We start from the raw sequence: 19,640 nt of genomic DNA on the forward strand, positions 1-19,640 counted from the left end.
CTAGATCCGCCCGTCATAGGCGTGCTGCGGAATGACCGCGGCGATGACGGTGAAGCGGTCGGCCTCCAGCGCCGCGGTCAGCGCCGCCTTCAGGTCCGCGCGCGTTTCAACCGTGACCCCGTGCCCACCAAAGGCCCGCCCGATGGCGGCGAAGTCGTGGCCCGCGAAATCCACACCCAGATTGGGCATCTGCCGCTGGCGTTGTTTCAACTCGATCAACGCCAGCGAGCGGTCGACGAAGACCACGAAAACCGGGGCCTGCCCCAGCTCCGCCGCGGTCGCCAGATCGCCGGCCACCATCAAAAGCCCGGCATCACCCGAAAAACTGACCACCGGGCGCTCGGGCGCGGCCAGTTTCGCGCCGATGGCCAGCGGCACGGCGCAGCCCATGGTGCAAAGCGCGGAGGATTGCAGCAACAGACGTGGGGCCGGGCAGCGCCACATCTGCGACAGCAGGATCCGATGCGCGCCGCTGTCCACGGTTGCGATCGTGTCGGCGGGCAGGACCTTGCGGCATTCGTCGATCACCGCCGCCGGGCCCCATGCGTCATCCGCCGGAAAGGCCTCGGCCAGTGCGGCACGGGCCGCCGCGATCTCGTCGCCCAGCCAGGTGACGCGCGGGGCCACGCCATCGGAAAGCGCGGCCAGCGTGGCACCGGTATCGGCCAGAAAGCTGAGGCTCGCCTGATGCATGTAGTGGTGGTTGGGCGCGGCATGGATGTCGATCACCCGCTTGGTCGCGGGGTTCCACGGGTGCTGCCATCCGGGCCGCATCTCGATCGGGTCATATCCGACAAGGAGTATCAGATCGGCCCGGTCGACCAGCGGTAGCAGATGCCGGTCGGCCAGCGGCGACAGACCGGCCGCGCCAAGGCTCAGCGCATGATCCTCGGGCAGGACGCCCTTGGCCTTATAGGTGGTGATGACCGGGACCGCGTGGCTTTCCGCGAAACCGCGAAGCGCATCCGCGCTGCCGTCGTAAAGCACGTCCAGCCCGGCCAGGATCAGCGGCCGTTCCGCCGCGCCCAGCCAGCGGCGCGCCGTCTCCAGATCGGGGCCTGCGGGCGCCACGGGGCTCGCGGCCTTGCGCCTGATCCCCCGGTCCCGCGCGGGCGCATCGGCCACCGAGATCGGCACATCGATATGCACCGGGCCCGCCCGCCCCTCGGCGGCGATGCCAAGCGCCTTGTCGGCCACCACATCCGCGGCCTGCGCCGTCAGCGTGAAGGTTGCCTTGGTGATCGGCTCGAACACCTTGCGATGGTCCAGAACCTGATGGGTGTAGGTCTCCGCCTCGTGGGCATCGACCGATCCGGTGATCACGATGAGCGGCACCCGGTCCTGATCGGCATTGGCCACCACATTGACCCCGTTCATCGCGCCGGGCCCGACGGTTGCCACAAGGATCGCAGGCGCGCCATCCACGTGGTGCACCCCTTCGGCCATGAACCCGGCGGCGTTTTCGTGTTTGGCCAGCGTGAAGCGGATGCCTGCACGGTCCAGCGCATCGATCACGGTCAGAACTTCGCCGCCCGGCATACCGAAGGCGTGACGGCACCCGGCCTCATACAGCCTTCGGGCCAGAACATCCGCCGCGCGGATCGAGTGAGTCTCTGTCATCATGCTCCGGAGGTATCAGCGTATGGCGGCGTTGGCGATGGCCTCGAATGCCGCGTCAAGCTCGGCCGCGGCGGCGGCCAGATCCGCGCCGCCCTCGTCGAGATAGGGCGCGAACACGAACCCCGGCGTCTTGTAGGACAGGGTCGCGGTCCCGTCCGCATCTTCGGTCAGATAGAACCGTATCGGGGCCTCGATCATGGCGGCGGTAGACAGGTTCAGGATACGGACAGCATAGATATTGTTGAAGACCCCGAGCACGCGGTTTTCCGGGATCTCGATGCCGCGCGCGCGGGCGGCGACGGTCGGGCCGGCCTGCGTGACGACCGCGAACCCCTGATCGGCGACGGCGGTGCGCAGATCCTCCAGCAACATGGCGAAAGGCTTGCCGGTTTCCATCACGACCCATCCCTCCCGCTCGGTTACCGACTGGGCGGCGGCGAGACCGGTGGAGAGGATCAACAGCAGAAGCGGCAGAATTCGCATGGCATATCCATGAGCTTGATCGGGCCACCATCCCAGATCGACCGGTCCGGATACAGTCACAATTTCGAGACGGCGAAACCCGCCGCTGGCATGCCCGGCTCCGGGGCGGCTGGCGAAGCCCGCGGCAACGCAGTAACGTCGCCGCACCGAGACCCGTCATGAAGGATGCCCGAGAGCATGAGCGATACGACAAGCCGGATGCGGCGCGAAATTCTGGAGATCCCCGAGGCCGTCGCCCGTTTACTGGATCGTGGCCAGCCCGAGATCGCCAAGGTCGCCGAGGCCCTGAAAACGCGCGACCCGCGTCTTGTGGTGACGGTGGCCCGCGGCTCCTCCGATCACGTCTGCACCTTCCTGAAGTATGCGGTGGAGCTGGAACTGGGCCTGCCCGTCGCCTCCATCGGGCCATCGGTGGCGTCTCTCTACGGGGCCGAGCTGCATCTGGACGGGGCGCTTTGCCTGTCGGTCTCGCAATCGGGCCAAAGCCCCGACATCGTGGCGCTGGCCAGATCGGCCACCAGCGGCGGGGCGCTTTCGGTCGCGGTCACCAACGATCCCGCCTCGCCACTGGCGGAGGCGTCGGATCATTGCATCGACATTCACGCCGGGCCGGAACGCAGCGTGGCCGCCACCAAGACCTTCGTGACCTCCGCCGTCGCCACGCTGATGCTGCTGGCCGAATGGAAAGGCGATGACGCCCTGCGCCGCGCATTGCTGGACCTGCCCCGGCATCTGGATGCCGCGGCCCGCAAGGACTGGTCCCCGCTCAAACAGGCCATCGGCGCGCAACGGTCCCTGTTCACGCTGGGGCGCGGGCCGTCCTGGGCGATTTCGAACGAAGCGGCGCTGAAATTCAAGGAAACCTGTCAGATCCACGCGGAAAGCTATTCCGCCGCCGAGGTGCTGCACGGCCCCGTCTCCATCGTCGAGGAGGGCTTTCCCGTGCTGTGTTTCACCGCCCGCGACGCCGCCGAGACACCGGTGGTGCAGGTCGCGGACGCACTGGCGGAAAAAGGGGCGCGGGTTTTCGTCACCTCCGACCGCGCGGCGCGTGCAACCGCGCTCCCCCATATCCGCACGGACCATCGGCTGACCGATCCGATCGCGCTGATCGTGTCGTTCTACGCCATGGTCGAGCAGATCGCCCTTGACCGCGGCATCGACCCGGACACCCCGCGCCATCTGCGCAAGGTGACCGAAACCGTGTGACATCGGAGGCGCGGGGCCGGCTTGCATATCGGCGACCGCCCCGCTCCTTGCCCCGTCGCCACCGGCTGATGCCTTTCCTTGCGCGCCCGATCAGTTGCGGGACGGAAAGATGCCCTGCAACGCGATGATATAGTTGATGCAGAGCGTCGGCTGCATGTTCTCGTGCGGCAGGCTGCCACCCGCGTTGGAAATCGAGGCCGGATTGAGCGCGACCACGGGCGTGGTGACCGCCGAATAGATCGACGCGCGCGCCAGCAGATCGCCGCTTGGGCGGTCATTGTCGGCCGGCGCGTTCACCACACCCATCTCGTGATTGTGAGAGGGCATCTGGCTCGTGTTCAGCGTGACCGTCTCCACCCCTACACGCTGGCCGATCTGGCGCGGCGACAGGCCCGGGCCGGTGCCGGCATGCATCGGTACCCGCCCCCGCAGATCGGGCAGGCCGAAACTGGTGCGCCCATCCCCGCCATAGGTCGTGCCAAGAATGCTGAACAGGGCGGAGTTGCTTGAAATCGCGAGCAATTGTCCATCGCAGAAAGCCCAGTTGCGCGGTGCGAAATTTCCGGCAAACAACATGATCTGCCCAATAAGCGGTTCCATTTTTGGTCTCCAAAGACTGTGAGTTTCGGGTCGCGTCAGCTCGGCGCGTCGTGAACCGCGCTGATCCGGCAACGGTTATTCACGCCACCCGGCGCTCTCTGTGTCCCAGCGCACAGAGCCGGAGAAATCCCCGCGTTAATCATTCCGGCAAAACGGCATCCTGCGGCGCATTCGGCGCGCCGCAGGATGCCCAATACGGGGAACACGCAGATGATCAGACCGGGTTCTATCCTGGCAGGCTTGGCCTTGGCCGTTGTCATGGGCCAGATACCGACACCCTCGGCCGCTCTTGGAACCGGAGCGGTCGACACAACGACCACCCTTGTCGGGCACAGCTGTTCCTTCACCGCCTTTCATGATTTGCCGACCGGAGAGTCGCAGGTGTCGTTCACCGTAACTGGCGTTGTGCAGAGCCAGTCTTCCGGCGGAAACTACTGGCTGGGCAGCGCGATCACGAGTTGGCCGGGAGGAGATATCCTTGCCAGTTCCGTCGAAACGCAATGCGGGATCAGCGGGATCACCAATTTCGTGTCCGATGGCGCCAATGGCACCTATGCCTCAGACGATTTCATGGGGGTCACCTTCCGCGGCGTCTCGGATGCGGACGGGCGGACATATGACTACGTGTTCGGGATATCGGGCGCAGCGACCACGGTGCTGGTCAATTCGCGGAGCGAGGTGGTGAATACGCCCCCCACAGCCGAGGCCGGGCCAGCCCAGACCGTCGGCTCCGGCGCGACCGTCAATCTGGACGGGTCGGGATCGGATGCCAATGACCCGGGCCAGACACTCAGCTATGCCTGGAGCCAGAATAGCGGCCCCGCCGTCACGCTTCAGAATGAGACCACGGCAACCCCAAGCTTCACCGCGCCCACACTGGTGGCAGGCGCGGCGGACGCGACCATCGTTCTGCAACTTGTGGTCAATGACGGGGTGGAGAATTCCGCGCCGGACACGGTGACGATCACGGTCACCGCGCCCCCCAACACTCCCCCCACCGCCAATGCCGGGACGCCGCAGACCGTGGCCTCGGCAGCATCGGTCAGCCTGGATGGCAGCGGCTCCAGCGCCAATGACACCGGTCAGGTGCTCAGCTATGTCTGGACCCAGATCGGCACCCCGGCCGTCACCCTTGTGGACGAGACGACCGCAACCCCCGATTTCACCGCCCCCACGCTGGTGCCGGGTACGCCCGACACCACGCTGACCTTCCGCCTTGTGGTCAATGACGGGGTGGAGGATTCGTCGCCCGCGACCGTGTCGGTAACGGTGACCGCGCCCGCGAACGTCTCCCCCACCGCGGATGCGGGACCGGATCAAACCGTCGCCTCGGGGGCCGCCGTCAGCCTGGACGGAACCGGATCGACCCCAAACAATGCCGGGCAGACGCTCAGCTATCTGTGGACACAGACCTCGGGGCCGGATGTCACGCTCGCCGACCCGGGCACCGCGACGCCCGATTTCACCGCACCCACATTGCTGCCGGGGGCCGCGAACGCGACATTGGTCTTCAGCCTCGTGGTCAATGACGGGATCGAGAACTCGACGGCGGACACCGTATCGGTCACCGTGACCGCGCCGGCGAATGTCGCGCCCACAGCGAATGCCGGGCCGGACCAGACGGTGACCGCCGGGGCTGCGGTGACGCTGGACGGCAGCGCCTCGGATGCCAACAACCCGAACCAGCCGCTGGTGTTTGCATGGACCCAGACCGGCGGCCCGAACGTGGTGTTGACAGGCGACACGACGGACAGCCCCACCTTTGCCGCGCCACCCCTTCTGCCCGGTGAAGCCGACATCGTCCTGACCTTCAGCCTCGTGGTCAATGACACGATCGTGGATTCAGCGCCCGACACCGTCGTGATCACGGTCACCGCGCCCGCGAATGTGACGCCCACCGCCGATGCCGGACCGGACCAGACCGTCGCATCGGGCGCCACCGTGGCGCTGGACGGCAGCGGGTCGGACCCGAACAACCCCGGCCAGACGCTGAGCTATGCCTGGAGCCAGGATAGCGGCCCCGCCGTCACGCTTCAGAATGACACAACCGCGACGCCCGGCTTCACCGCGCCCACCCTGGCCTTCAACGCGCCCGATGCGGTGCTGGTCTTCAGCCTCGTGGTCGATGACGGGATCGCGCCGTCACCGGCAGACACGGTGCAGATCACCGTGACCGCCCCGGTCGACGTGACGAGCCCGACCGCAACGATTTCCTCCGCGCCCGCGAATTACCTCCCGGCAACCCCTTTCACGATCACCGTCAGCTTCTCCGAGCCGGTCACGGGCTTTGTCGCGGGCGATATCTCGGTCACCAATGGCACGGCCACCGGGCTGACCGGGTCGGGCGCGTCCTATACCGCCGAAATCACGCCATCGGGCACCGCCGACCCGATCGGGATCTCGGTCGCGGCGGGGGTCGCCCAAGATGCGGCCGGCAATTTCAACACCGCCGCCACGCCGGTTTCGGTACTGCCCAACACCAGCGGCCTTGCCGAAGAGGCGATTGTCGAGGCGCTGACCGCGCGGGCGCGCGCCCTGATCGGCGCGCAGCCGGATCTGCGCGCGCTGTTCGGCGGCGGCGGTTTCTCGGGTGTGTCGGCGGATGTGACCCGCGGCATCGGCACCTTCCGCTTCGGCCTGAACGGCGACAGCCGGTTCTGGATGCTGGCGCAAGGCACATGGTCCACCAGCGGCACGACCGATCTGGATTACTTCAATCTCGCCTTCGGCAGCCATCTCTATCGCGGCGACAACCTGCTGATCGGGGCGATGCTGCAACTGGATCAGGCCGATGCCACGCTTGAGACCGGCACGTTCGAGGGCCGGGGCTGGCTTGCGGGGCCCTATCTGGTGGCCCGGCTGCCCGATCAGCCGCTGGTCTTCTCCGCCTCGGTCCTGCATGGGCGCTCCGACAACACGCTGACCCTGACCGGGCAAGCGCCGGATGACTTCTCCTCCACCCGGACGCTGGTGACCGCGGGGATCGAAGGGCAATTCGCCGTCGCAGACGGTCTGACGCTGATCCCATCGCTTGACCTCGCCCGCGTCATCGACCGGCAGGATGGATATGTGGACAGCCTCTCCAACCCGGTCTCGGCACAGACGATCCGCCTTACGGAGGCCAGTTTCGGGCTCGGCTTCGAAAGGCTCGTCCGGCTGCGCGACGGCACGCTTGTGCTGACCGGCGGACTGAACGGCATCTATTCCAGTCTCGATACGCCCACCGAGCAAAGCGACAGCTTTCGCGGACGCGTCGATCTGGGCGCAGAGATCACCCTTGGCGGTGGCACGACAGCGCGCTTCGGCGCCTACTACGACGGGATCGGCCTGAACGATTACGAGGCCTTCGGCGCAACGGCCGCGCTGGAGGTGAGGTTTTAAGTCTCTGTCAGGCCACCCGATTCTGGCACAATCGGGCATATCCCGCGCGGCGCGTTCGGCCGGCTCCTTTGTCCCTTGGGGTGGGCGCGCCGCACTTATCAATTTGAGATTAAATGCGGGGAAATCCCCCTCATTGTTTCCTGTTTTTCCGTCGTCCGTGTCCTGCCGCACATATCGACTCGGGGCCGGCCACCTAGAAAGGCCCTGCGATATCGGAACCCCGTCCAATATCGCCGCCTTCCCGGTTCACGGCCCATTTTTCGTGCATTGGCTCCGGGAAGGCGCATCCCCCCTGCCCTTTGGCAGCCCCAAGACCAACAGATGGAGAAGACGATGCCCGATACTGAACTCATGGCAAAACAAGGCTCGGCAAGTGAGCTGACCCCCGCCCAGCAGACATTCGTCGACGGGATCACCAGCAAGGTCGGCACCTTGCTCGACGGGCAGTTGCCCGGCACGTTCCAGATGGTCGCCTACCCGCCCGGCTTCCACCCCGCGGTGCAATTCGGCGCGTCGGCCTATTACAACTCAACCATGCTGGATGCATTCAACGGCACACTGGAGATTGGCACCAACGGGATGCTGACGCTGGGCAACCAGCAGTTCAGCACCCTTTATTACAACATCCTGACCAACGCGACGTATCAGTACTCCAGCGCCGACCAGAAGGTCGTCAACGATCCGAACATCGCCAACCAGCAGATCTCGGTCGTGAACACCGCAACCTCCAGCGGCTTCGTGGCGGCCTATGCGGTCACGCCGGTCAACTACCCCACGGTGATGGGTGCGGTTCTGAAGAATTTCAGCGCCGATGCCACCGATTGGTCGACGTCGAACATCTCGGCCGCGGCCTCGAAGCTGCCGAATGCGGGCTTCGCCTCCCTTGGTCAGGCCATCGCCAGCGCGGTGCAGCTCCTGTCGCCGCTCAACACCATCCTCGGCGCCCAGTCGGCGGCGAATGCCGAACTGGCCGCTGCGATGGCGAATACCCAGAAACCGACCGCCGCCAATGGCGGGCTGCCGATCAGCGCCACGGACTACTATGTCGGTTGGACGCCGATGCCGGCCAATGCCCAGATCCAGGGCGGGCTGCAAAGCGGCAGCAAGGTGTCGATCCAGGTGGAAGCGTCGAACTTCTCCTCCACCAGCGCGAGCCTGTCGATCAACGGCAAGACCGGGTTCTCGATTCCGATCCTCGATGTGATCGATATCGGGATCAGTGCCAGCAGCAGCTATGACTGGTCGAAAACCACCACCTCGTCGTCCTCGCTGGACATGACGATCGAGTATCCGGGCGTCACCATCGTGCAGATCGACCCACTGCCGCTCAGCGCGGATTACGCCAAGGGCTGGTACGACCAATCGCTCCTGCAAAGCATCATCGCGGGCTCCGGCAATGCGGATGTCTCGGGCTTCAAGATCGACCCCAGCAACCAGTATGCGGTCGACAAGATGTTCGGCAAGGGCAAGGCGTTCTCGCGGCTGAAAACGCTTGTGGTCAGCCAGGCGCCGACCATCACGATGGTGTTCTCCGCCGATCAGGCGAATTCGGTCACCTCCAGCTTCAAGGAAAACGCGTCGGTGGATGTGAAGCTGTTCGGGCTCTTCAGCGTCGGCTCGTTCGACGAGAGCTACAGTATCGACAAGGTCCACACCGACACCGCGTCGGGCACCGTGACCGTCACATTCGCGCCGCCGGAGATCAAGGGGACCGTGCCGCCGGAGCAGCAGGTCTGCACGGTTCTGGGCGGTGTCGCCGACTACCCGCCGCCCAGCTGAGCGTTAAACTCTTTCTCCCGGAGAAATGATAAAACTGTCCGGGGCAGCCAGTGCCGTTGCCCCGGACGACGGCATGAAGGATTCGGGGACATGGCGGAGACCACGAGCGAAAAGGCGGCCAAGGCCATCAGCCGCGAGATCAGGGCCTATCTTGGCGGCACGATCGAGCCCGGATTCGCCGTTATCCGCTATCCGCCCGGATTTCACTACAATGTCCAGTACGGCTCCGCCGAGATCTACTACAACCCCCACACGTTCCACCTGATCGACCGGCTCTGCGTGGCCCATGGCAACGGCACGGCCAGCCTGACCAGCGCCAGTTTCAGCGCCAAGTTCGCCTCCGTTCTGGGCGCGGTCGGGTATCACGTCTCGACCGCCGACGCGGCGGCCGCCGCCAAGGCGTCAAAAGCGTTTTCCAAGCAGGAAAAACAGGTGATCGGCGAATTTGAATCCGCCTTCGGCCGGATAACGCAGCGGATGATCAAGGCAAGCGGCGCCATCCCCGCGACCAAGGCGGGCTATATCGTCGCCTATGTGCAGAAGACCTACCCCGGTTCCCCGCCGCCGATCCCGTTCAACCTGGCGGCCTTCGGCGCCGCCTATACCCAGTGGCTGTCCATGGGCCAGCAACTGGAAAAGGTCGCGCGGCAACAGCAGGACGCCCTGCATCTGGTGGCCGCCGCCACGGAAAACAGCATTGGACCCTCGGCGCTGAACGGCGGGATGAAGACTGGCGCGGACGCGTGGTCGGTGGCCTATTCCGGCCTGCCCGACAACAACACCATCGTGGCCAGCCTGACCGATGCCAGCCGCACCCTGACGGTCACCTTCGAGTTGCAACGCGACGGTGCCGATACGGTCAGCCTCCGGCTCAACGATCAGGATCTGGGCTCGATCCCGCAGACCGATCTGCGCCTGACACTGGGCCATGACGGGGCCGCGAAGGGCACCACGGTCGACGATCTCTGGAGCGCCGCCCAGAAAATCGAGATGTCGATTGTCTATACCGGCATCACCGTGCTGCGTGCCGACCCGGTCGAGATCTCCGCCGATCTCAAGACCGGGTGGTACAGCCGCCAGATCCTGACCGACATCGTGAACAAGACCGGAAAGGATATAACCGGACTTCAGCTTGAGGGAACGCAGTTTTCCGTCGGCGAGCTGTTCGGCAAGGACAAGAGCTTCGCCCGCGTCCGCACCTTCGTGATCAGCCAGCCGCCGACGGTGACCATGCGGTTTCACGGAACGCACACGGGGGCCGCGAAACTGACGGCGGAAATCTCGGCCAATCAATCCGCCCAGCTCGATCTGGGCGAGATCGTCAGCTTCGGCGGCGAAACGACCGGGTTCAACGTTCTGGATGTGGAAGATACCGACGATGACGTGGTGAGCATCACACTTGGCCCCGCCTCGCCGATGGACTTCACCACCGTGCCCCCGATCGACCAGACCGCCCATGTCATCGGCGGTGTCGTCGTTTTCCCGCCCTGAGCGGACGGACCCGCAGGATTTTCACGAAAACCGTTTGACAAGGAGATATCATGCAAACCGAACCCCAGAAAATCGCGATCATCGGGGGCGGCGTCGGCGCCGTCACCGCCGCCTATGCGATCACCCAGCTGCCCGATTGGCAGAACCGGTACGAGATAACCTTCTACCAGCTTGGCTGGCGCCTCGGCGGCAAGGGCGCAAGCGGTCGGAACGCGGAGGAGTACCAGCGGATCGAGGAACATGGCCTTCATATCTGGGCCGGTTTCTACGAAAACGGCTTCCGGCTAATGCGCGATTGCTACGAGACCCTGAACAAGACCGGCCTGCGCAGCCCCGAGGCGCCGCTCGGCACGCTGGAAAAGGCCTTCAAGGGCCTCAACCATTTCCTGCTGGCCGATGAGGTGCCGCAGCCGGACGGCACCAAAGCGCTTCACCCGTGGCGGATCGACTTCTACCCCAACGAGGAAAAACCGGGTACCGGCGGCCTGCTGCCCACCCCGTTTTCCTACTTCAGGATGCTGCTGGAAGCGGTCGAAGGCTGGCTGGGGGGCCTGTTGGGAGATGCGCAAAGCGAGCTGCCGGACCGGTTTCAGGCCGAGTTCCGCCGCCGGGGCCTGTCGGTGACGGCCCGGTCGCCGGTCCATCATCTGCACGCCTATGCCCGGTCGCTTGACGAAAATGCCTTCGACCACACCACCGGGCAGTCGCTCCATCTGGCGGCGCTTGCCCGGCACGCGCAGGGCTGGCACCACGACATGCTGGCCGCCGAGGGGCAAAGCGACGAGGCGCGGCGGATGGGGTATCTGATCAGCCTGTCGCTCGCGTTTTTCCGCGGAACGATCGACAACGGTGTCTTCCGGGCCGGGTTCGATGCGATCGACGATTGGGAAATCAGCGCGTGGCTGCTGCATTACGGGGCCAGCCATGACGCGGTGTATTCCGCGGTGTTCCGCGGCTGCTACGATTATGTCTTCGGCTATCCGGGCGGGCTGACCGATGATCGCAGCGTCGGCGCGGGCACGGCCATTCGCGGGCTGCTCCGCCTTGCCTTCACATACAAGGGCTCGCTGTTCTTCAAGATGCAGGCGGGCATGGGCGACACCATTTTCGGGCCCTATTATCAGGTGCTGAAATCGCGCGGCGTTCGGTTCAGGTTCTTCAACGCCGCCACCAATCTGGCCCTGTCCGAAGACCGAAACAGCATCGCCGCCATCGACATGGTCGAGCAGGCGCAGGTGGTTTCGGGCACATACGATCCGCTGGTCGATGTCAGGGACCTGCCCTGCTGGCCGTCCGAGCCGCTTTGGGATCAGTTGAAGGATGGCGCCCGGCTGAAAGCCTCCGGTGTCGATTTCGAATGCGAAAAGGACGCACCCTCGGGCCGCGGCTACCGGCTGGAACGCGGGCGCGATTTCGATCTGGTGGTCATGGGCGCCTCGCTCGGGTCGTTGCACTATCTGACACAAGAGCTGGCGGCGGCCTCCACCCGGTGGAAGGGCATGCTGGACAATGTGCCGACGGTCGCCACCCATGCGGCGCAGTTCTGGTCGACCCGCACGCCCGAGGAGCTTGGCTGGAACGCGCTGGTGGCCAGGCACAATTCCGGCGATCAGCACGATCTGCAAACCGTCATCACCAGCTTTGTGGAGCCGCTGGATACATGGGCCGATATGTCCGACCTTCTGCCGCGGGAGGACTGGCCCGAAAACGGCCCGACCTCCATCGCCTATTTCTGCAGCCCGGCCCATGATGCGGGCGTCGATCCCGGGCCCTTTCCCGACCGGGTCAGGGCGTGGGCCGATGCGGATCTGACACGGATGTGGCCCAAGGCGCGAAAGGCCGGAAAGTTCGATGCTGCGATCCTGTTCGCAAGGGATGCCGACACGCCGAAGGCGAAGTTCGCGGGGCAGTATTTCCGCGAAAACTTCTATGGCTCCGAACGCTATGTGCTGTCGGTGCCCAATTCGGTCCAGTACCGTCTGCCGCCCGATGGCTCGGGGTTCGAGAACCTCTATCTCGCCGGCGACTGGACTCGCTGCGGCATCAATGCCGGCTGCGTGGAGGCCGCGACGATCTCGGGGCTGGTGGCCGCGCGCGGGCTGACCGGCGCCGAGATCGAGGTGGTGGGCGAAGGCGATCTTGCACCCGATGCCGGGCCGACGAATGCCACCAAACTGGCCAGCCCCTATGCACAGACCGCCCCCTGGCCGCTCACACCGATGTTCGGAACCGGCCAGATCGACGGATGGTTCAGCTTTCATGCGGTCGACGCCAAGGCGCTCCAGGCGGTCCTGCCCGAGGGCTTGACCCTTCATCCGCAGGCTCTCACGCCCGAGGGCACGCATCCGGTGGCAATCCTGGCCAACCAGCAAGTCGGGGTGCGTGCCTCAATCCTGCCCAGATTCCTTGGCTATACTGATTACTACGAGGCGATTATCGCCATCAATTACGTTCAGGTGGACGGGCACGAGGGCGTCTTCAGTTATCTGCCCAACCTCTATCTGACGAATAACTGGGCCCGGCTCGCCGGGGTCTGGTGGTATGGCTACAACAAGCGGATGGGCCAATTGAGCATGGGCAACAGCAGCTATTCGGTCGCCTCTCCCGACGGATCGCCGATCTGGTCAGGGCGCTACCAGCAGAAGGACTTCGCCCGCCCGCTCACGGCCTCGCCCGAGGTCGGCATGGTGCAATCCCTATCGGAACAGATCGTGGTGTCTGAAGGCAAGTTCAGCCGCTGGCAGTTCTCTTCCTTCGACTTCAACCTGACATCGGCCTATGTGGCCGGAGTGTCTGCGGAAATCACGGTGAGCGATGCACATCTGGCCGATATCCCGGCAGGCCGGATGACCGCGCGACCGCTGGCGATGGACAGGGGCCAAACCGATAGTTCGACTAAATTGCCGGGTGCTTTTCGGATCTGGACAAGCTGGACGTTGTCGAATCCATTGGACAGTGCTCGGATCGCCCGGCTAGAAGCTGGCAGGACCAGGTTGCCGTAAGGTAAAGGTTAACGGATCGGGGGAGGCATATGTCACTTGAAGTGGCCCGTCCCGAGGGCGAGCGCAAACAGGTCACGGCTGTTTTTTTCGATCTGGTCGGCTTCAGCGAAGTCGCCAGCACCGCGGATGCGGAAGACCTGCAGAACTGGCTTGAAGACTATTACCGGATGTCCCGCGGGATCGTCGAAGCCAATGGCGGCGAAGTGACCGAGTATCTGGGCGACGGGATCGTGGCCGTGTTCGGCCTTTCCCGAGCGGACGAACTGGCCGCCCTTCGCGCCGTGGATGCCGCCATGCGGGTTGTGGAGACAATTCGCGAGGCCGCAACCGGCGCCTTCGATCTGGCGCTGAGGGCGGGCGTGGCCACCGGCGAGGTTGCGGTGCGCGCCGGCGCCAAGCGCGAGGCATGGCCGCGGATCACCGGCATGGTGACGACCCTAGCCCAGCGGGTGCAGGAAAAGGCCGCTCCGAACACCGTCATGATTTCGGAAAGCACCAAGCGGCTGCTGCGCGGACGATTTGAACTCGTGTCCCGCCCGGACCAGACCCTCAAAGGCTTCGCCGAGCCGCAGACCCTGTATCGCCCCAGGGACACCCTCCGAAACGGCCCCGTTTCGCAATGCGAACTGGTGGGCCGCGACCGCGAGCGCGCGGTCCTGATGAACGCGGAAAAGCCGGTTCTGATCATCGGTCAGGCCGGGATCGGCAAAACCGCCCTGGTCGGGCATATGGCCGAACGCGCCCCCCCCGCCACCATCCTCCATGCAGAGGGCATCAATGGCGGCTCAAGCTATCATCCGTTCAAGGACTGGATATCCCGCCATCTGGGTGAACTGACCCCGGGCCTTGCGGATATCCGGCGCGGATTTGGCGAGCTTGCCGAACAGGATCATCTCGGACTTGCGCTGATCATGGGCCTGCCGGAAGGTCAGGTGCTGCTCGGCAAACTGTCGAGCCTTGCCCTCAAGGCACGGATCGAGGCGGCGTTGTGGCGTGCCATTCGCAGCACCCAGTCGGGCGGCCTGCTGGTGTTCGAGGATCTGCACTGGTTCGATATCGCGAGTTTCGGGGTGATCCAGCACATATTGCACAGCCCCCATCTGGCGCCGTCCGGGATGCAGATCATCCTGACCAGCCGCGAGGATCCGAAACTGGGCCAGCATCTGGCCGAGGGCGCCACCGAGATCCTGGCGCTTGATCCGCTGTCGGAGACCGACGCGCATCACATGCTGGCCGTGCTCAGCGGTGGGCAAATCGACGGCGCGGCCAAGGCGCGTCTGGTGGAGCGCGCAGGCGGCGTGCCGCTGTTCCTGGAACAGCTCTACAAACGCGCCGGGCCCGATTTCGGCACCAGCGAAACGGTCCCCGAAACCCTGATGGATCTGCTTGCCGCGCGGATCGACGATACCGGACCGGCCAAACCCGTGCTGCAACGGGCGTCGGCCATCGGGCGTAGCTTCGGCCTGGATATGCTCACCGCGCTGATGCCGGAGGGGGAGGATCCGTCGGCCGCGCTGGAACAGGGGGTCGCGGCCGGTGTGCTTGTGCGACGCTCGGAAGGTGAATTCGCCTTTGCCCATGCGCTTCTGGCGCAGGCGGCCTATCATTCCGTCCTGCGCAGCACCCGGCAGGCGCTGCATGCTCGGATCGTCGAGGTTCTGCAGGAGCGGTTTCCCGGCCGTCTTGCCCGCGACATCGCCGTTCTGGCCCGCCATCAGATGAAGGCGCGCCAGATCGGTGCCGCCATCCGGAGCTATCTTGAGGTCAGCAAGGCCGCTCTTCTGCAAGGCGCCTTCGCCGATGCCGAGGCCCATGCCCGCGCCGCCATCGCGCTGTGCGAGGAGGCCGAGGGCACGGCGGATGCCTCCGTCGATCTGGCGATCGCCTGCCAGACGACGCTTGGCTCTATCCTCATGCAGGTGCAGGGGTTCACCGCCGAACCAGTCCGGCAGGCCTTCGATGCTGTCCATGAACTGGCCCGGTCCAGCCCGTCCAACAGCACGGAAAGCGCGGCCGCGCTCTTCGGCAGCTTTTCCCATGCGATCACCGCCGGCGACAAGCGCAGGGCCGATGGTTTCTGCGACCTGCTTGGCGACCTTGCCGGCAGGCTGCCGATGGATCGCGACGGGATCGAGGTCGCGCTGGCCGCCCTTGCCACGCGCAACTGCGGCTGCTTCTACCAGGGCGATTTCCGGACCCAGTTCACCCAGATCGCCGAGATCCGCAAACTCTACCGGATCGAGGACCATGCCGCGATGATCACCCGCTACGGGATGGACATCTTCGCCGCGGCCCAGATGTTCGAAGCCCCGGCGCGCGCCTTCACCGGCGAGGTCGACAAGGTGCCCGATCTCGTGGCCGAGACCGATGCCCATCAGGCGGCACTGAACATTCCGGTGATGCTGCCCTATGCCAAGATCTGGGGCGCGGTGCCGCTGTTTTACGCCGGGCATCAGCGGGCAGCGCTGGACCGGCTGCGCGATGGCATGGCGTTGGCCGATGAACAGGGCGCGGTCTTCTGGCAGATCACCGGCCAGACCTGGAACTTCATCATGGATCCGGCGCAAAGCCTGACCAGGGCGGGGCTTGCGCGGTTCAGGGCCAATCTGGAGTTGCAGCGGGCGATCGGCGCCAATGTGGGAACACCCTATTTCGCGGCCTGCTACGCGGAACGCCTGGCCGAAGCGGACCGGCTGACCGAAGCCTATCAGGTCTCCTCCATCGCGGTGAAAGAGGCGCGCGAAAGCGGCCTGCATTGCTGGTATGCCGAGATCTTGCGGATTCACGCCCAGATCTGCCGCCGGGACAATCACCCCGGAGAGGCCGAAACGGCCCTGAAACTCGCGGTCGAAACCAGCAAGCGACAGGGCGCCACGCTCTGGACGCTGCGCGCGCTTCTCGATCTCGCCCATGTGAGCGACCCCAACGAGGTCGATCTGCCCGATATCCTGCGCGCCTTCCCGCCCGGCGCGCAGGTGCCGGAAATGCAGCGGGCCAGATTGCTGCTGGCCCCATGACCGGGCGCAGACTGCTGACATACGGCCTGCCGCTTCTTGCCGGCCTGAAGGATGATGATCTTGCTGGCATCCCTCTGAACTTCAAGGAAAAAAATCTCGACCCATGGGAGCTTCTGTTCAATCACGAGGACAGTTCGCGCGATGTCTATTTCCTGCTCTCCGGTGCGCTTCTTGCGGTCTACTGGACCAAGGAAGGGCGGGAGGTGATTTTCTCGCGCTTCGCCACGGGCTCCTATCTGGGGGAGCTTTCGGCCCTTGATGGCGGCCACCGGTCGCTCGCCGTCGTCGCGCGCAGCCCCGCCAAGGTCCTGATCCTGCCGCAGGCCGCGTTTCTGGACCTGTTCGACAAGGTTCCGGTTCTGCGGACCCGGATCGCGCGCGATCTGGTGGCGCGGATCCGGGCGCTGACCGCCCGCAATCTGGAACTCACCACCTTTTCCGTCGAGCAACGGGTCGCCTCCTTCCTGATCGGGCTGGCGATGGAACGGGGGCGGCTGGAAATCGGCGGTATTCTGGATGACGCGCCCACACATGCGGAGATTGCCGCCAGCATCGGCGCCAATCGCGAGATGGTCAGCCGGACGATGACGAAACTTGGCCGCCGCGGATTGCTGAAATCCTCCCGCCAGCGGATCGAGCTTCTGAACCCCGGCGCGTTGTCGGAAGTGGTGTAGGGCAGGCCCGACGGCGCTATCGCAGCCGCATCAGCAGCGCGCGCGACGGCTCCCCCGTGGCCGGCAGGCCGGCGCTTTGCTGATAGGCGCGGATCGCCGCCTCGCTGCGCGGCCCGATCACCCCATCGGCCCCGCCGGTGTCGAAGCCCAGCGCCATCAGGCGGCGTTGCAGGTCCTGGCGGTCGGCGATCGTCAATCCGAAACGGTCGGGCGGGAAAGACGCGCGCAGACCGGCCCCACCGGCCAGCCGGTCGGACAGATAGCCCACGCCCAGGGCATAATTCTGCGAATTGTTGTAGCGCAGGATCACGCTGAAATTGCGGAACACAATGAATGCGGGGCCGCCCGGCCCCGCCGGGATGAGGATCGACGCGGCGCCATGATCCGGCAGGCCGCCGCCAGCGGCATCGCGCACCCCGAGGGCCGACCATGCCGGCACGCCGCGCGCAGCCCCTCGCCCGGCCAGCCCGGTATCGAACCCGTCCGGCAGGCGCACCTCCAGCCCCCAGGGCCGCCCCCGCTGCCAGCCGGAGCCGGACAGGTAGGCCGCGGCGGAGGCCAACCCATCGGTCGGATCCTCGGCCCAGATATCGCGCCGCCCGTCGCCGCGGAAATCCACGGCATAGGCCTCGAACGTGGTGGGGATGAACTGGGTATGACCCATGGCGCCCGCCCAGCTTCCCGTCATCGCGCCGGGCGCGACATCGCCGTTTTGCAGGATGCGCAGCGCCGCGATCAGCTGGCTTTCGAAAAACGCGCCGCGCCGTCCGTCATAGGCCAGGGTCGAAACCGCGGAGATCACCGGAATGTCGCCCCGGCGCTGGCCATAATTGCTTTCCACCCCCCAGATCGCCGCCACCACATGGGCCGGCACGCCATACCGGCCCTCGATCTCGGCCAGAAGCGCCTGGCGCGCGCGCAGACGGGCGCGGCCTTCCGTGACCTTTTCGGGCGATGCCACGATGGCGAGGTAATCCTGCAGGCTCCGGGTGAACTCCGTCTGGTTGCGATCCCGCTCCACCACGCCGGGCAGAAAGCCCGCCCCGCGAAACGCCGCATCAAGGGTGGCCCGCGTGATCCCCCGCGCCTCCACCCGCGGGCGGAATGCGGCAACCCAGGCATCATAGGCCGCGTTGGGGGAGGGCCGCATCGCGCGATCGGCACCGGGCTCCCGCATCCCCGTCCGGCGAATATCGGGCAGACATGCCGAGAGAACCGCCGCCGCTCCGCCCAGAACCACCCCGCGCCGCGTCATGTGCATCATGTTTCACTCCGGTTGACAGATGAGCGGACTGTGGCCCGCGGCGCCGGGAGGGGCAAGGCGGCGCGGCTTGGTCAGACAGTGCGCCGGCGCGCCTTCGCCGATCGCCACCCGGGCCCTGCTTCGACCGGGTTCCCCCCCGGGGGCCGTTGCAGCCGGTACGCCATGGCACCGCATGACCGCCGCCGCCCTAGCGGCGGGGGCTTGCGCGCACAACCCGGTTCCGGCCGGCCGTTTTGGCCTCGTACAGCGCCTCGTCGGCGGCGTGCAGAACCTGATCCAACGGGCAGGTGCCGTCATAAAGCTGCACCCCGATCGACACCGTGCAGCTCAGATCCTGCCCCGACACGCGGATCGATTGGCTCTCGACGGCGGCGCGGATCGCTTCGGCGCGAAATTGTGCGTGTTCCATCTCCTCCCCCGGAAGATAGCCCACGAACTCTTCCCCTCCGAAACGGGCGAAAAACCCGTCGGGTTCGACGCCGCGTTGCAGAATGGCGGCGATCCGGTGGATAACGGCGTCGCCCACGCGATGCCCATAGGTGTCATTGATGGATTTGAAGCTGTCGATATCGGCGATCATGATCGCGCCCGTGGTTCCGGCGCCCAACACATCGAACCGGCGGAAAAAATGGCTTCTGTTCAGCAGATTGGTCATCTGGTCATGGGATACCAGATATTCAAGCCGCCGGTTCAGGCGATGGATGTTCAGCAGCATCCCGGCTGTCCACAGCGACGTGGGCAAGGCGACGCAGAGAGGCACCAGCAGCGCAGGAAGAAGCGCGCCCTCCCTCAAACCGAACGGCGCAGTCAGCCCCGTCAGGATCACCGACGCGCTGATCGAGATTGTCGAGACAATGGCCACGAAGACCCATTTCTCCGTCGTGTTCCTGACCTTCAGCATCATCCTCCCGCCGATCCGGAAAATCGGGACTGTCGCCGTAAATGGGCTCTCTTCGTTAAGAAACTGACTATGTCCAATGCTCCGTCCCAAAGATTTTTGCCGCCCCGGCGGGCTTGCCCACCGACATCCTCACCCCGCCGATCCCGAAGGCGCGTTGTCGTCACATCAAACTGGGGGACAGTGCAGGCGGGCAGGCCACGCGGCAAACCACCAAGGCGA

Annotated in this window: 12 protein-coding genes; 7 read left to right on the forward strand and 5 right to left on the reverse strand. The window is 65.4% G+C overall.

Features of this window, described 5'->3' with window-relative positions; translation table 11 throughout:
• A complete protein-coding gene (locus ACQ651_RS11080; RefSeq protein WP_430449296.1) occupies positions 1 to 1,620 on the reverse strand; it encodes a thiamine pyrophosphate-binding protein in 1,620 nt (539 codons plus the stop codon).
• Positions 1,621 to 1,635: 15 nt separating this feature from the next.
• Positions 1,636 to 2,103, reverse strand: a complete 468-nt coding sequence (locus ACQ651_RS11085; protein WP_227284992.1) for a DUF302 domain-containing protein — start codon at positions 2,101 to 2,103, stop codon at positions 1,636 to 1,638.
• 177 nt (positions 2,104 to 2,280) lie between these two features.
• On the opposite strand from ACQ651_RS11085, the gene ACQ651_RS11090 reads away from it, so the two are divergent.
• On the forward strand, positions 2,281 to 3,312 hold the full coding sequence (locus tag ACQ651_RS11090) for an SIS domain-containing protein (RefSeq protein ID WP_430449297.1): 1,032 nt from the start codon (positions 2,281 to 2,283) through the stop codon (positions 3,310 to 3,312).
• A gap of 90 nt (positions 3,313 to 3,402) precedes the next feature.
• Here the strand turns inward: ACQ651_RS11090 and ACQ651_RS11095 are convergent, their stop codons facing one another.
• The gene (locus ACQ651_RS11095; protein ID WP_227284994.1) at positions 3,403 to 3,912 is read right to left on the reverse strand and encodes a phage tail protein; all 510 of its coding nucleotides are present in this window, start codon (positions 3,910 to 3,912) and stop codon (positions 3,403 to 3,405) included.
• Positions 3,913 to 4,170: 258 nt separating this feature from the next.
• Here ACQ651_RS11095 and ACQ651_RS11100 point away from each other — a divergent pair, with 258 nt between their 5' ends.
• The 6 genes from ACQ651_RS11100 to ACQ651_RS11125 all read left to right on the forward strand — a co-directional run bounded on the left by ACQ651_RS11100 (position 4,171) and on the right by ACQ651_RS11125 (position 17,256).
• Entirely contained in the window at positions 4,171 to 7,293 is a 3,123-nt protein-coding gene (locus tag ACQ651_RS11100; protein ID WP_430449298.1) for a PKD domain-containing protein, read from the forward strand.
• A 333-nt stretch (positions 7,294 to 7,626) separates the two neighbouring features.
• Positions 7,627 to 9,072, forward strand: a complete 1,446-nt coding sequence (locus ACQ651_RS11105) for a hypothetical protein (RefSeq protein WP_227284996.1) — start codon at positions 7,627 to 7,629, stop codon at positions 9,070 to 9,072.
• Between the two features lie 90 nt (positions 9,073 to 9,162).
• Positions 9,163 to 10,563: a hypothetical protein gene (locus ACQ651_RS11110; RefSeq protein WP_430449299.1), complete on the forward strand. Its 1,401-nt coding sequence runs from the start codon at positions 9,163 to 9,165 to the stop codon at positions 10,561 to 10,563.
• Positions 10,564 to 10,613: 50 nt separating this feature from the next.
• Positions 10,614 to 13,565, forward strand: a complete 2,952-nt coding sequence (locus ACQ651_RS11115; protein ID WP_430449300.1) for an acetoacetate decarboxylase family protein — start codon at positions 10,614 to 10,616, stop codon at positions 13,563 to 13,565.
• A gap of 29 nt (positions 13,566 to 13,594) precedes the next feature.
• Complete coding sequence (locus tag ACQ651_RS11120) at positions 13,595 to 16,582, forward strand: ATP-binding protein (RefSeq protein ID WP_430449301.1); 2,988 nt, start codon at positions 13,595 to 13,597, stop codon at positions 16,580 to 16,582.
• Positions 16,579 to 17,256 carry a Crp/Fnr family transcriptional regulator gene (locus tag ACQ651_RS11125; RefSeq protein WP_430449302.1) on the forward strand — a complete coding sequence of 226 codons (678 nt, stop codon included), beginning with the start codon at positions 16,579 to 16,581 and terminating at the stop codon, positions 17,254 to 17,256. Before ACQ651_RS11120 ends, ACQ651_RS11125 begins: the two co-directional genes overlap by 4 nt.
• A gap of 16 nt (positions 17,257 to 17,272) precedes the next feature.
• On the opposite strand, the gene ACQ651_RS11130 is transcribed toward ACQ651_RS11125, so the two are convergent.
• A complete protein-coding gene (locus ACQ651_RS11130) occupies positions 17,273 to 18,517 on the reverse strand; it encodes a lytic murein transglycosylase (RefSeq protein ID WP_430450323.1) in 1,245 nt (414 codons plus the stop codon).
• A 190-nt stretch (positions 18,518 to 18,707) separates the two neighbouring features.
• On the reverse strand, positions 18,708 to 19,421 hold the full coding sequence (locus ACQ651_RS11135) for a GGDEF domain-containing protein (protein WP_430449303.1): 714 nt from the start codon (positions 19,419 to 19,421) through the stop codon (positions 18,708 to 18,710).
• Between the last annotated feature and the right edge of the window lie 219 nt (positions 19,422 to 19,640).

Source organism: Rhodophyticola sp., assembly GCF_965284195.1.
GTDB lineage: Bacteria > Pseudomonadota > Alphaproteobacteria > Rhodobacterales > Rhodobacteraceae > Rhodophyticola.

Bases quoted from the DNA above. Each gene is read 5' to 3' on its own strand.
- ACQ651_RS11125 (WP_430449302.1), top strand. From the start codon at position 16,579: ATGACCGGGCGCAGACTGCTGACATACGGCCTGCCGCTTCTTGCCGGC.
- ACQ651_RS11100 (WP_430449298.1), top strand. From the start codon at position 4,171: ATGGGCCAGATACCGACACCCTCGGCCGCTCTTGGAACCGGAGCGGTC.
- ACQ651_RS11090 (WP_430449297.1), top strand. From the start codon at position 2,281: ATGAGCGATACGACAAGCCGGATGCGGCGCGAAATTCTGGAGATCCCC.
- ACQ651_RS11115 (WP_430449300.1), top strand. From the start codon at position 10,614: ATGCAAACCGAACCCCAGAAAATCGCGATCATCGGGGGCGGCGTCGGC.
- ACQ651_RS11085 (WP_227284992.1), bottom strand. From the start codon at position 2,103: ATGCGAATTCTGCCGCTTCTGCTGTTGATCCTCTCCACCGGTCTCGCC.
- ACQ651_RS11110 (WP_430449299.1), top strand. From the start codon at position 9,163: ATGGCGGAGACCACGAGCGAAAAGGCGGCCAAGGCCATCAGCCGCGAG.
- ACQ651_RS11095 (WP_227284994.1), bottom strand. From the start codon at position 3,912: ATGGAACCGCTTATTGGGCAGATCATGTTGTTTGCCGGAAATTTCGCA.
- ACQ651_RS11105 (WP_227284996.1), top strand. From the start codon at position 7,627: ATGCCCGATACTGAACTCATGGCAAAACAAGGCTCGGCAAGTGAGCTG.
- ACQ651_RS11135 (WP_430449303.1), bottom strand. From the start codon at position 19,421: ATGCTGAAGGTCAGGAACACGACGGAGAAATGGGTCTTCGTGGCCATT.
- ACQ651_RS11120 (WP_430449301.1), top strand. From the start codon at position 13,595: ATGTCACTTGAAGTGGCCCGTCCCGAGGGCGAGCGCAAACAGGTCACG.
- ACQ651_RS11080 (WP_430449296.1), bottom strand. From the start codon at position 1,620: ATGACAGAGACTCACTCGATCCGCGCGGCGGATGTTCTGGCCCGAAGG.
- ACQ651_RS11130 (WP_430450323.1), bottom strand. From the start codon at position 18,517: ATGCACATGACGCGGCGCGGGGTGGTTCTGGGCGGAGCGGCGGCGGTT.